The 12,600-nt window shown below is 44.3% G+C and carries 10 protein-coding genes; 2 read left to right on the top strand and 8 right to left on the bottom strand.

The window, feature by feature from the left end:
- Window positions 1-351: 351 nt before the first annotated feature.
- Both MKY44_RS12315 and MKY44_RS12310 read right to left on the bottom strand, forming a co-directional pair.
- Entirely contained in the window at window positions 352-1,860 is a 1,509-nt protein-coding gene (locus tag MKY44_RS12315; RefSeq protein WP_341007278.1) for an exosporium glycoprotein BclB-related protein, read from the bottom strand.
- Window positions 1,861-2,141: 281 nt separating this feature from the next.
- Window positions 2,142-3,602 carry an alpha-L-fucosidase gene (locus tag MKY44_RS12310; RefSeq protein ID WP_341007277.1) on the bottom strand — a complete coding sequence of 487 codons (1,461 nt, stop codon included), beginning with the start codon at window positions 3,600-3,602 and terminating at the stop codon, window positions 2,142-2,144.
- A gap of 122 nt (window positions 3,603-3,724) precedes the next feature.
- Here MKY44_RS12310 and MKY44_RS12305 point away from each other — a divergent pair, with 122 nt between their 5' ends.
- Window positions 3,725-4,570, top strand: coding sequence for an AraC family transcriptional regulator (locus MKY44_RS12305; protein ID WP_341007276.1), 846 nt, complete (start codon window positions 3,725-3,727; stop codon window positions 4,568-4,570).
- 26 nt (window positions 4,571-4,596) lie between these two features.
- Here MKY44_RS12305 and MKY44_RS12300 read toward each other — a convergent pair whose 3' ends face one another.
- Window positions 4,597-5,685, bottom strand: coding sequence for a glycosyltransferase WbsX family protein (locus MKY44_RS12300; RefSeq protein WP_341007275.1), 1,089 nt, complete (start codon window positions 5,683-5,685; stop codon window positions 4,597-4,599).
- A 61-nt stretch (window positions 5,686-5,746) separates the two neighbouring features.
- Window positions 5,747-6,739, bottom strand: a complete 993-nt coding sequence (locus MKY44_RS12295) for a hypothetical protein (protein WP_341007274.1) — start codon at window positions 6,737-6,739, stop codon at window positions 5,747-5,749.
- A 311-nt stretch (window positions 6,740-7,050) separates the two neighbouring features.
- On the opposite strand from MKY44_RS12295, the gene MKY44_RS12290 reads away from it, so the two are divergent.
- The gene (locus MKY44_RS12290; RefSeq protein ID WP_341009842.1) at window positions 7,051-7,455 is read left to right on the top strand and encodes a hypothetical protein; all 405 of its coding nucleotides are present in this window, start codon (window positions 7,051-7,053) and stop codon (window positions 7,453-7,455) included.
- Window positions 7,456-7,565: 110 nt separating this feature from the next.
- Here the strand turns inward: MKY44_RS12290 and MKY44_RS12285 are convergent, their stop codons facing one another.
- The 4 genes from MKY44_RS12285 to MKY44_RS12270 are packed head-to-tail and all read right to left on the bottom strand — an operon-like array spanning window position 7,566 to window position 12,509.
- Window positions 7,566-8,915, bottom strand: coding sequence for a glycoside hydrolase family 30 protein (locus MKY44_RS12285; protein ID WP_341007273.1), 1,350 nt, complete (start codon window positions 8,913-8,915; stop codon window positions 7,566-7,568).
- 20 nt (window positions 8,916-8,935) lie between these two features.
- Window positions 8,936-10,579 (bottom strand): sugar ABC transporter substrate-binding protein, encoded by a 1,644-nt coding sequence (locus MKY44_RS12280; protein WP_341007272.1) that lies wholly within the window; start codon window positions 10,577-10,579, stop codon window positions 8,936-8,938.
- A gap of 37 nt (window positions 10,580-10,616) precedes the next feature.
- Window positions 10,617-11,504 carry a carbohydrate ABC transporter permease gene (locus tag MKY44_RS12275; protein ID WP_017688674.1) on the bottom strand — a complete coding sequence of 296 codons (888 nt, stop codon included), beginning with the start codon at window positions 11,502-11,504 and terminating at the stop codon, window positions 10,617-10,619.
- 15 nt (window positions 11,505-11,519) lie between these two features.
- Window positions 11,520-12,509, bottom strand: a complete 990-nt coding sequence (locus tag MKY44_RS12270) for an ABC transporter permease (RefSeq protein WP_200868492.1) — start codon at window positions 12,507-12,509, stop codon at window positions 11,520-11,522.
- Window positions 12,510-12,600 lie beyond the last annotated feature (91 nt).

Genomic DNA, 12,600 nt, shown 5'->3' with positions numbered 1-12,600 from the left:
TAAGGAGTGGTCAATATGACTTTCGATCGTGATTCGAGTGAGTAGTTAAACATTTTAATTACATATAATAGTCGATTAGGAATTTAATTGGATTTTATTGGTATAGTATAAAATCATTATTCGATATATACAAGCACTTTATTGAAAAATATAGAAAATAAGTCTATTTAATGCTTTTGTGTGTCTCATGTCGCTTACATATTCCAGCTTATTTTTCGTATTCATGCATGTTTTGATGAATAATAGTTTTTAGCAGTTCTATATAACTAAGACCTGATACTCAAAATTCCAAATCAAGAAAAAGAACGACATGAGAACCCTCATGTCGTTCATCTCAAAATTTATATCTCATCATGTAATGTTCACGCCGCCACTTGCATAACCAACAACGGTATTCACAAGAGAAAGTCCGGCTGCCGTTGCCGAGAACACCAGTAGCAGACGTGTCTGTGCAGTCACAGGTATAGTCAATCCGGTTGTTATGCCATTGGAGATACTACCCAATGCAATAATACCGGTGAGTGGAGGTGCCAGTGTAACGACCGCCCCCGGAACCGCAGTAAATGCATTATCAGGAGTAGGTGAACTGAATAATTGCGCAGTGATGGTCACTGTTGAACCCACTAAGGCCAAGGCTGCTGTGGTACTGAAATAGGCAGCAATCGAAGTTATAACGCCATCCCGTGGGACAGAGAACGCAAAGTTAATGAGTGGTCCGACAATCGTTCCCGTTAAATCAATCGTGCCACCCAGAATGCTGACTCCTGTTGCCGAGCTGCCGAAACCGATAAGGCTTGTCGTTCCGACCAGTCCACCAAGAACCGTTGTTAATATGGCAGGTCCGCCAGAAGCAAACGGTATGATGGCTCCAGAACCCGTAGCTCCTGTAACACCGGTGCTGCCAGTTACTCCCGCAATCCCAGTTGCGCCGGTAGCCCCGGTTACCCCTGCAGTTCCGGCTGCACCCGTATCTCCTGTCACACCCGTTGCCCCGGTGACTCCCGCAAGTCCAGCTGCCCCGGTAGCCCCTGTGACTCCGGTGGCTCCTGCTACGCCAGGATCACCTGTTGCTCCTGTAACGCCCGCTACCCCAACAGCTCCTGTACTCCCCGTTGCACCTGTCGCTCCTGTTGCGCCACCTGCTGGGCCTGCCGCACCCGTTGCGCCGGTAACACCTGTCGCACCTGCTGGTCCCTGGGCACCAGCAGCTCCCGGTGTACCAGCTGGACCTACACCACCCTGAGAACCAGCAGCGCCAGCCGGGCCTTGTGGACCAGGTACGCCCTGAGGACCCGCTGGTCCTGCAGGTCCTGCCGGACCTTGACTCCCTATGTTTCTAAGCCCTGTTGTGATAGCCAATTCGGTCGCACGGATCAAAATGACCAGTTGATCTTTCTCAGCCGAATCGATATTCCCTTGTAAAATGACAGATAGGAGCACATCCAGCAATTGCTGCAAATTGGTTCCCACACTGATCGGAGAAAATGGAACGGCCTCTGCAGATACAATGGTAAGCTCCAAAATCGCTTCGAGATCTGCCTTGGTTCCCTTTTTCAAATCCGAATGATGAACCAGAGCCAGTAATTTACGCAGTACCTCAATCAGCAGTGAAACATTGTGAGGCGAGGGATTCGCAAAAACCTGTACAATTGCTCCCTTCAACTCACCAATTAATCTGAGAAGCAATTCGGCTTCTTTGTCAAAACACTTTTGATGGTGGGTATTGTGGTGATGATTGTGGTGGTTATGATGGTGCTCGTGGTGGTGTTCTTTGTGCTGCTCTTGGGGATGGTCACAGTCCTCAGTTTTTTTTTTCTTAAATCCGCTCCAACCATATCTGATGCGTTTCTTTGGTTTCATCTTTTTTGCAGATCCTCCTTAGTGAGTCTCAATCATTCCATTACAGGCGAACATCACTGGTTTGATGATATCAGTATATTAGCAAGAAAGAATTTCGTGATTATTATATAAGTAAATTTCCGAATTACAGTTTTCAGCTTGGAGGAACCCCCATTAACATGGAGAGGTTTCTGCATGGAAGTCAGCCTTATGTAAAACCAACCAAAAGAGCGCTATCCGATGAGTACAATACTCCTGGATGCGCCCTTTTATACTTACAGTATTTAATTTATCTTTGTTGATTAGTCCAATTTAATTTTGAAAACAATAGGCGCATTACTTTTCACAGTTGTCGTTGTGATCATCAGTGCGTCCGCTGTTCTCTCCCATTGCGGTTGTTCTTCATAGCCAAGTACCTGAATATCTTGAATGACCCCTTGAAAATGATGAGAATTTTCCTTCAGGGATTTAATCTGCACCATCCCGTTATCTGGATAGGCAAGAACCGTGGCATATAGGCTGTTTTCTTTTAACGTAAACCGTATATCTTCACTCGTAAATATCTTCGTATCCCCATCCGTGAATTGCCCTTCCTTCACCTCTGTCGGACCCTCGCCAAACGTACGCCAGAATGACGTGTCATAGATCGCTTCCCCATTCACTTCCAGCCACTTGCCAATGCTCAGTAAAATCTTACGATCTTCTTCTGGTATGCTGCCGTCTGCTTTGGGCCCAATGTTTAGCAGTAAATTTCCGTTTTTGCTTACAATATCGACGAGATCCCGAATGATCTCCTCAGCCGTTTTATAGTTATTATTTTCCGTATAACACCATGAGTTTTTAGCGACAGCCGTATCCGTTTGCCAAAAATAGGGCTTGAGCTCAGCAAACTGTCCCCGCTCCACATCCGGAACGGCACTACCAAACATGTAGGCCTCATGTTTATAATTGATAGCTACAGGCACACCCCATTCTTCGCCTTTATTATAATAATAGGCAGCAAATTTTTTAAGATAGGGCTTGAATGCAACCGTTTGAATCCACCAATCAAAATAAAAGACCTTTGGCTGATATTGATCCACCAGTTCACAGCAGCGAATCAACCAGTCCTCCAGATACTCCTCGGTTGGAGGTGAGTCATACAAGTCGAAGTGATCCTTGGGTTCAGGCATGGCAGGCCAATAGAAATCCCCACGCTCCAGGGGTTCCTTAATATCTGAATCAAACTCCTTCCCGTGAGACATGAAGAACCAGTGCTCGGCGCGGTGAGACGACACGCATAATGTCAGCCCCTGCTTCTCGTATGCAACCTTCATCTCACCCAGAAGATCCCGTTTGGGGCCCATTTCATATGTGTTATAGTGAGAGATAGAGCTTTTGTACATCTGAAAACCATCATGGTGCTCAGCCACAGGCATAACATATCTGGCTCCAGCCTGTTTGAATAACGTTGCCCATTCGTCTGCATCAAACTTCTCTGCTCGAAACATCGGAATGAAGTCTTTATATCCAAAGTCCTTATGAGGTCCATACACCTCAAGGTGATGTTCATAAGCTTTGGTGCCTTGTATGTACATATTTCGCGAATACCACTCGCTATCATAGGCCGGTACAGAATATAGCCCCCAGTGAATGAATATGCCGAATTTCGCTTTTGGGTACCATTCGGGAACTTGAAAGGCGCTAAGCGAACTCCAGTTGTCCTTGAATTTACCGTTCTCAATCGTTGCTTCAATCTGTTGCAAATATTCGTTTTTGTCCATGAGATGTTCTCATCCCTTCTGTTATTGTCTGTAGTTGTATTGTAGTGCTACGGCCGAAAGATAGACATGCAGAACACTAACTTTTAGATGGACAATAATAACCTTGTATGGAGATGAAAAGTATGAATCACCAAACTTTGCTTACGAACTACCTGTCCAATCTCCAAGTCGAATTATTCATGGTCAATTACAATCGGTGTGATACGGATTGGCGGGATCTGGATTACACGCCCGATTACAGCAAGTTTTATTTCATATGCGAAGGTGAAGGTTGGCTCAAGATTGGGGAGGAGGAGTATTATCCTGCGCCTAATCAGCTTATTTTAATGCCAGAGGGGATCAAACAGTCTTACTCTGCCATTAATGACCGTCCTTTTCTCAAATATTGGTGTCACTTTAGCGCAAAGGTGGGGGGAATCAATTTGTTCCAAATTCTGAAATTCCCACACATCTGTACGATAGATCAACCTGAGTTGATTCAAGCAATCTTCAGCAGTATCCTTACATATGCAAAATCCGATGAAGTCTATGGCCATATGATGGCCAAGAGCAAACTAACCGAACTACTGTCCCACTATATAATGAATCTGGATCTGTATCAGATCTCTTTTATTAACGTGCCTGTCATGGAGAAACTGTCCACCATTCTGGCTTATATTGATTCCAACATCGAAGAGAATATTTCGGTTCAGGATCTGGCTCAGATCGCCTACATGCATCCAAATTATTTCATTCGATTCTTCAAGCAGCAGATCGGAGTTCCTCCGATCCTCTATATTACTGGAAAAAAAATCGATAAGGCCAAGGAACTGCTGACCTGCACCCCGAACACAATAACTGCCATCGCCGAGCATCTCGGTTTTAGTGATTTGTACTATTTCTCCAGACAGTTCAAAAAGCATACAGGGTTAACGCCAACGGAATACCGCAAACAAAAAACAGTACTGACAACGAAACCTAGTCTGTAAATAAGCTCAAATCAGAGAGAGTTCCCTCATTCGGAACTCCCTCCTACAGATTTGTTTCTGGTCGATAGTTCGTGCTGAGTTACTTTCTTGATTTCTCTCAAATAAGCGTAACCATAGTTTTGATCCGGTTCAAGATATGCCCCTTCCGCCCACTCATTCCAGGCATTAACAAAAAGATATTCACTTTTGTACAGCGTCCTCGCTCGTTCCATCTGTCTGGATAGATACAGCCCAAACTTCTCTGGGGTGGCCCCGAGCGTACTCTGTCCGTCAACACCTCTTCGCGGTGTATTATCCCAATTGACAAAAGCACCTGGATAAACAATTTCTCCGTTACGGTGTGGTGTTCGTTCGAGAATGGAGGACCATACCTTGTCGTAATTCACAGCAATATGTTGCTGTCCCTTGATGTTCATTTCGATCCAGATTCCATTCATATGTCCATGTGCAAACGTATAATGCGGTTCAAATTCCATACTCGCATCAAAGATCTGACCATTAAATGTAGGGAATCCACCAATGGTCTGCACAAAATGAATCCCTTTCAGGCCATGTTTCAAAGCCAATTCACGCCAAAACTGAATCATATCTTCACATTGAGGAATACTGGCTGGTCGATAGATCAGAAATAATGGCTTACCTTCCACTCGAATATATCGTTTGTCCTTAAATACTTTTACCAGATAATTAAAATGTTCTTCCCAATCCTCTCGATCCCCATAGTTCTGGGCCATGAGAATATCGGATTCTTGCCCATCCCATTTTCTCGTCCATGTCTCATTGGCCCAGGACAAGCAAAAAGGAAAATCAGGCTCCCCACTATCCAAAATTTCATTCACCGGTTTTTCCAGCAAACGCTTGCCTTTGAACCAATAATGATAATAACAAAATCCATAAATGCCATGCTGTTTAGCCGTTTCCGCTTGCCATTTTCGTACATCTGGATCGGAAAGATCATAATATTTCCCCTGAAACGGCTGCTTAGGCTGATGATGACCCGAATATAAAGGCGTGGCTTTTCTTACATTGGTCCATTCGGTAAAACCGTCCCCCCACCATCGGTCGTTCTCCTCAATCCGGTGAAATTGGGGCAGATGCAGAGCAATTACCTTCAATCAAAACTCCTCCAATGCAGCAACTTGATGCAGCCTACGCTCCTGTGATTTTTGGGATGATTTATATGAAAATGATATCCAGCAGTCGCAATGTTTTTTGTAGATGGGATTGATTATATTTCATGTATGCCAGAGCATGGCTAGCGGCCAGTCTCCTTGCATCAACACTCTGCCAGTAATGTTCAAACTTCTGAGTGAGTTCTTCACAAGAGTTGTATTGTTGAAAGTTACTAAGGTCAATCCCGTTGCTCTGATTCACAGATGGTCCTATGAGTTGAAACGTCCCACATGCGGCAATTTCCATCACGTTTTTGATTGATTCGCCACTATGAATTACCAGTTTGCTTCCGTTATATAACATCTGACGAGCTTCATTCGTATGAACAGGATAAAAATCCCCGATTTGTGCCCAACCCTCTCCATCCACCCGAACCTTTTTGTTATCCAAAAGACCCAATTTGACAATAGCGCTGACGATGCCATCCGGTTCTGCATCCCCGATGATATAAACATCCGATTCGTACTCCGGAGGAACAGCTTGCGGACAGAATAGATGTGGATCAGGCGGCATGAACAGTTCATGACTAACAGTGCTTCCCATATGATGCTGATCATCGCTTATTTGGGTTGAATGTTGTGTAAACACGTGATCAAAAATCGGTAGAATAGTTTCGCTTTGATTCCCATGTTGATCGACAGACAACCAGATGGCCTTCTTCACGGTTGTTGACCTTAATGCTGTGATATTCTCATCCGGCAAGTTTTCTTCGCTTCCGATGACCATAATCAGGTCAACTTCATAGGAAGACAAACAGGCTGACACGGATTCGATATATTTAATCTCATTCACATTTCTCACAAGATGTTTCAGACTCTGTTCAATCAGGACGCAATGTGATGACATTTCTCGGTCATTACAAGGAGTAATAAGAAGCACATTTAACTCCTTATAGATCACTTTTGGCACTTCTCGGGTAGGTATGCTTCCCACCTGCATCATGTTCAGCCATTGCTGATTCAGTTCCAATTGCTGTACTTCCATATGTTTACGCATGGATTTGAGTTTCCTGTTCAGAACCACATTCATCTGTCTCAGGAATAACCGGTTCGCATCATGAACTGAACGTTTCTTTTTCGTGGACTTAACCTGCATTTTTGACTTCTTTTGGATAGCAAACCCTCCCGTTCCATACGAAAACATTCTCTGCCTACAATATGCACGAAATAGTGGCAAGGTTTCTTCTGTTTACCACTTCACTCGCTCTTCATTGCAAAAGGGGCTTTATCCCAGATATACAATGTGTGGTCACCCGTGTCGGTTCAAATCTTGTCCTCATAGAATATAAGAATACTATATAGGAGATGATGTCATTGCCAACATTTGATAGTATCCTTGTCACCGGCAATCAGACGATAAATCAAAATCTGCAAGTTAACGGTAATCAAACCGTTGGTGTCGATCTACAAGTCAATGGTAGTCAGACCATAGCAGGCAGCCTTCAAATCAACGCCAGTTCCTCGATTGTCAACCATTTGGGTGTAGGCGGGGTTATTCAAGCAGGAGATAGCGTCAAGGCCGCTACACAATTAATGGCACTTAATCAACCTACTCTTCCACTCTCTCTACCCGTTTTGCAACAATTCAGATACTACAATCCTGGTGTTGCAGGTCAACCCGGTCTGGTCTTAACAGGGACTGCTGGCAACCAATATATCCTGTTCGTTGATGAGAGTAGCGGGACACCCCATCTCGCCATTCAGCCCGTATAATATAGCCATGAATCAGATGAATTTCACCAAAAGAAGCGATATCCGTGTACACTCTGGATATCGCCTCTTTTGGTTTCTTTTCTAATGAAGCCTGGTTATAACTCATCCATTTATAAAACTGTGATTAATACGGACAAGACACTCTTGCTTTCCAGCTGGAACTGCATCAATACATCGTCCCGTAGCTTAACCTGTACGTTGCCCGTCTCCTCCCCATCATTGAAGAGGACTAATGCTACGGAACCATCGACATTCTTAAAAGCCACAGAACAAATTCCATCATCACTGGATGTTGATTCGATCCGAACAGCCTTCGGACGGATCACAGCACTGAAATGAGCCAGAGCATAATAATCAAGTGTATACGTAAGTTCCTTTGTTTGCTGATTCACCTGTACGATCCCACGACACGTACTGCGGCCAAATCCAGGAACGGTCGGCCCGTTGTTCTCATCAAGCGCCATATTCCAAAGTACAAAAGACTTGCTGTAATTACGAAGAATCTGAATTCCTGTTCGTATCACATTCGAGAAAGCTTGCTCAAATGGCGGAATCCACTCTCCACCCGAACCTTCAGTGAAATGCACTTCTTTACCTGCAAAGGCTTCATATACCTTCGTTTGAGCAGATGCATCGCCCCCATACCAGTGCCAGGCCACTCCGTCAACTTCCTCTCCCGCTTGTTCCAGTACGGTCAAGGGATAGTCCGGTTGGTCCCAGTTGTGATCGTAACAGAGAATTTTGGTTTGAATATCGTTTTGCACAAAGGCTGGTTTAAGATGGTTTTTGATAAAATCTGCTTGGGCCTCGGCTGGCATCAACATACCCGGATAGTGCCCGGGTTCATAGAGCGCCTCATTCTGTGGTGTGATGGCATGGATCGGTAATCCATGCTCTGTATAAGCTTGAATGTATTTCACAAAATATTCAGCATATACGGGATACCATTCAGCCTTCAATTGTCCGGTAATCATTGAGCCGCTCGTTTTCATCCATCCCGGTGCACTCCATGGTGAAGCAAACAGCTTCAGTTCAGGATTCAATACCAACGCCTTTTGCGTTAAAGGAATAACGTCTCCTTCATCATGTGCAATGCTAAATTGGGTTAATTCCCGGTCTGTCTGCTGTTCTGGCATATCGTTATAACTGTATATCGTTCTCGCATAGTCCGAAGCGCCCATCGGATTACGGATGACCGACAGCCCAATCCCTTTCTCCGGATGGAAAAGCCGGGTCATGACCTCATCACGCTGCTCCTCACTCAAGATTTGGTTGATCAAATAGGCAGATGAATCGGTAAAAGAAGCACCAAATCCGTCCATCTCCTGATACATTAGCTGATCATCCAGATGTATCGTCGTTGTCTCCTTATCAGTATCCAGTGGTTTCAATTGCTCCTGGGATAGAGATACGAATAACTCTTCTTCACCCGTGGATTTGTACATTTTGAATGTAGTCATAGGATTCTCCTTTATTTCTATTATTGAATGCCTAGTTTCTCTTTGTTCAATTTCATCTTTTCACTGCGTACCTTCACAATCTCTTCCCAACGGTTCTCACCTAAAAATGACTTGTAAGAAGCCAGTGCATTGTCATACGAGGCATCATCCTTGGACCGTACCATACTGACCAGCGTTGTATTCCACTTCGTATTGATTGCTGACAACGCACGAGCTTCAGGTGTACCTTGATCCGGGCTAATATTCTCCAGAATGAAGTGTGGTTTCAGCTTGCCTTTGCCCCACTCTTGCATCTGTTTAATCGCTTCCGGAAAAGCATCTGCACTGAGTGCTTTGTGGCGGTCATGACCGAAGAACATAAATTCACCCATCCGATAATCCTTTTTGAATTGATCCGCGTTATTGAGTTGCAGGTCTTTCACCGCTGGCAGCAATTCTACACTACCGTCGGCTTTGGTTTGGTAGGTTTCCCCCTCGATCCCGTAATTCATGAGTGTCTGGCCTTCTTCACTTAATAAGTATGTGAAAATCTGAATGGCCTTGGCCGGATCTTTACAATCCTTGGAGATGAAATTGATCATCCACCCGGTTATTCCGGATTGATTCAATGTTGGTGCATTGCCTTTGGTGCTCTGTGGTCCATCGATAGCAACATATTCTTTGCCTGGATTGGCACTCATGTAGATTTGCAGGTTTCCTCCTTGTTGAGGTGTACCGTCAAGCAGCATGGTCGCATATTTACCGGACTTCACTTTTTCCTCAAAAGCGGTTCCATCATCGGCAAAACTGTCATCACTGATATTGCCGTCTCTATACACGGTGTTCAATGTTTTCAACCACGTGAGGTAATCTTCATCCAGATTGCGATCATAGAATTCTCCTGATTCGGTCTCCAACGGAACACCGATGAAATCTTGCAACGTATCCCCGAGTGAACCTGTTCCTTCACCAATGGAGTTGAATCCAAACGGAATCAGCGCAGGGAACTCTTGCTTAATTCGTTTCATCACACTCTGGAATTCTTCTGGTGTTCCAATAACAGGGCTGCCCAATGCTTCGTACACATCTTTACGAATGATAAATGCCGTCTTGGCAGGAATGTTACCGCTATCATAATCCTCTTGCGTATTGGAATAGTTCGGGTAACCATACGTTTTACCATCCGCCAATTGGAACCAGTTCAATGTATCGGCAGCCGCAACTTTATTGAAGTAAGGATCATATTTTTCCGCCAGATCATTCAGCGGCATAGCCCAGGTTGCAGCTTTTTGCACCACTGGAGAATTGGAGTCAAATACGGTCAGCAAGTCAGGCATATCTCCACCCGCGAAAAAGGTGTTTAACTTGGTATCATCACCCGTGATGAATTTAATATTGATGTTCAGATCCTCTTTGATTTTCTTGGTAACAATGTCCTTGCCAAAATCAGTGTTCCACCAGTCAGCATTGACGTACCACGTCAGGTCGGTAGCCTCTTCCTTTTTATCCAACTGCCAAGCCGGCTTTTCCGGGTCAACCGTATACCGATCTTCAATGGAAACCCAGTTTCCTTCACTGGAGCCCCCAGATCCACCACTGCAACCTGTAATCATAAGTACGGTTGTGAGTAGTGTTGCGAGCAATTTAACCCCTTTTTTTCCTGATGCCTTGTTCAACTTCAACATGTTTTTGTTCCTCCTCAAAATGGGATAGTTGTTGCTCCTATTCCTTGACTGCTCCGAGCATCATTCCCGAGATAAAGTATCTCTGAACAATGGGATAGATCAGCACGATAGGGAGTGTTGTAATGACAATGGTGGCCAACTGCACGCCTTTGGTCGTTGTTTCAATGACAGCTGAACCTCCGACATTTTGCATGGATTGTGTCTGTGACTGAACGATAATCTCGTACAACATCATCTGAAGTGGATACAGTGACTGATCGGTAATGTATAACTTGGTTGTCATGAAGTCGTTCCATTGCCCCACCCCATTAAATAGCGCAATTGTAGCCATGGCAGGCATGGAGAGTGGAATGAATATTTTCAGGAAAATATGCCAATCCCCTGCACCGTCAATCTTGGCCGATTCTTCCAGAGAATCCGGGACATTTCGGAAGAAATTCATCAGAATCACGACATCATAGAAGCTGAACAACGCCGGGATAATGTACACCCAGAAGCTGTTAAGCAATCCAAGTGATTTGATTAACAGGTATGTCGGGATCATGCCGCCCGAGAAGAACATTGTAATAACACCCATGGCAACGTATAATTTACGGCCTCTTATGTACTTTTTGCTCAGACCGTAACCAACCATGGCGCAGAAGAACACATGTGTAACAACGCCAATCGTTGTTTTGGAAACCGATATGAAGAAGGCCTGCCAGATGCCCTGATCATTGAATACAGCTCTGTAATTCTCCAGCGAGAATTCCGGTGACCAGAAGATGAATCCACCTTCCGCCAGTGCCTTGCCTGAACTAAAGGAAGAGATGATGACATTCCAGAGCGGAACCAGAATAACGATCGTACAGATGATTAGCAAAATCATATTTAACGTATCAAAGATCCGACTATCGAGATCTTCTTTTGCCACCTTTCCATTCACGCGGGATGCCTCCTTCTACAACACAGATTGATTATCGTTTAATTTGCTTGTGATTTTGTTTGCCGTGACGAGTAGAATGACAGAGATGATTGAGACACCCAAGCCAACGGCCGTTGCATATGAAAAGTCACCCTGAGACATCCCCATACGGTACACGTACGAATTAATGACTTCCGCTTTGTCACGGTTCTGGGAGTTCATGAGAACCAGCGTTTGATCCAGATTCGATCCCAATAAACCGCTTACAGTTAGAATCAGATTTAAGCTGATAATTGATTTCATGTTAGGCAATGTGATATTCCAGATCTGTCTGAGACGGCTTGCACCATCGATTTTGGCAGCTTCATAATACGTAGGATCAATCTTCGCCATGATCGCCAGATACAGAATCGTTCCCCAACCTGCTTCTTTCCAAATATCCGATAACGTAGCAATCCACCAATACTTGCCTGCATCCAGTAAGATGTTCTGCGGTTGCGAGATCACTCCCAGGCTAAGTAACAACTGATTAAATAACCCCGTTGTCGAAAACCAGGTAATCAGCATTCCCCCAAGTACAATCCAGGACAAAAAGTGAGGTAAATATGAAACCGTTTGCACAAACTTCTTGAATCGTCCGCTGTTTAACTCGTAGATCATGATCGCGAGAATGATCGGAATGACGAACCCGATACCTAATTTCAAAAAACTGATCCCTAGCGTATTCACGACTGCATCCCAGAAGTATTTATCTGACAAAATGATTCTGAAATTATCCAGCCCTACCCAAGGAGCGGTGGCCAGCGTATCAATGACCGTGTAATTCTTGAAGGCAATCGTCAAACCGTAAATCGGGATATAACAGAAAATAATCATAAAAATAATGCCAGGGATAATCATCGATTGAATCTCCCACTGTCTCCGATAATCGACTATGAATTCTTTAATCCGTTGTCCGATGGGTTTCTTTCCATTGGGACTGATCGCATTTTTACCGGTTGATGTCTCTACGGCTAATTTATCCACGTTTTTTTACTCCCCTCCACCTTGCATGCATATTTATAAAAACGTTTTTATTTTTCGACATAAAAACCCCCTTTGTTTATATTTATGTAAA

Origin of the sequence: Paenibacillus sp. FSL R7-0026, from assembly GCF_038004485.1 — a bacterium.
Lineage (GTDB): Bacteria > Bacillota > Bacilli > Paenibacillales > Paenibacillaceae > Paenibacillus > Paenibacillus xylanexedens_A.
This window is presented reverse-complemented; position numbering and strand designations above follow the sequence as displayed.

Excerpts from the sequence above, each read along its gene's own strand:
- MKY44_RS12315 (WP_341007278.1), bottom strand. The coding sequence starts at position 1,860 with ATGAAACCAAAGAAACGCATCAGATATGGTTGGAGCGGATTTAAGAAA.
- MKY44_RS12310 (WP_341007277.1), bottom strand. The coding sequence starts at position 3,602 with ATGGACAAAAACGAATATTTGCAACAGATTGAAGCAACGATTGAGAAC.
- MKY44_RS12305 (WP_341007276.1), top strand. The coding sequence starts at position 3,725 with ATGAATCACCAAACTTTGCTTACGAACTACCTGTCCAATCTCCAAGTC.
- MKY44_RS12295 (WP_341007274.1), bottom strand. The coding sequence starts at position 6,739 with ATGCGTAAACATATGGAAGTACAGCAATTGGAACTGAATCAGCAATGG.
- MKY44_RS12290 (WP_341009842.1), top strand. The coding sequence starts at position 7,051 with ATGTCATTGCCAACATTTGATAGTATCCTTGTCACCGGCAATCAGACG.
- MKY44_RS12285 (WP_341007273.1), bottom strand. The coding sequence starts at position 8,915 with ATGACTACATTCAAAATGTACAAATCCACGGGTGAAGAAGAGTTATTC.
- MKY44_RS12280 (WP_341007272.1), bottom strand. The coding sequence starts at position 10,579 with ATGTTGAAGTTGAACAAGGCATCAGGAAAAAAAGGGGTTAAATTGCTC.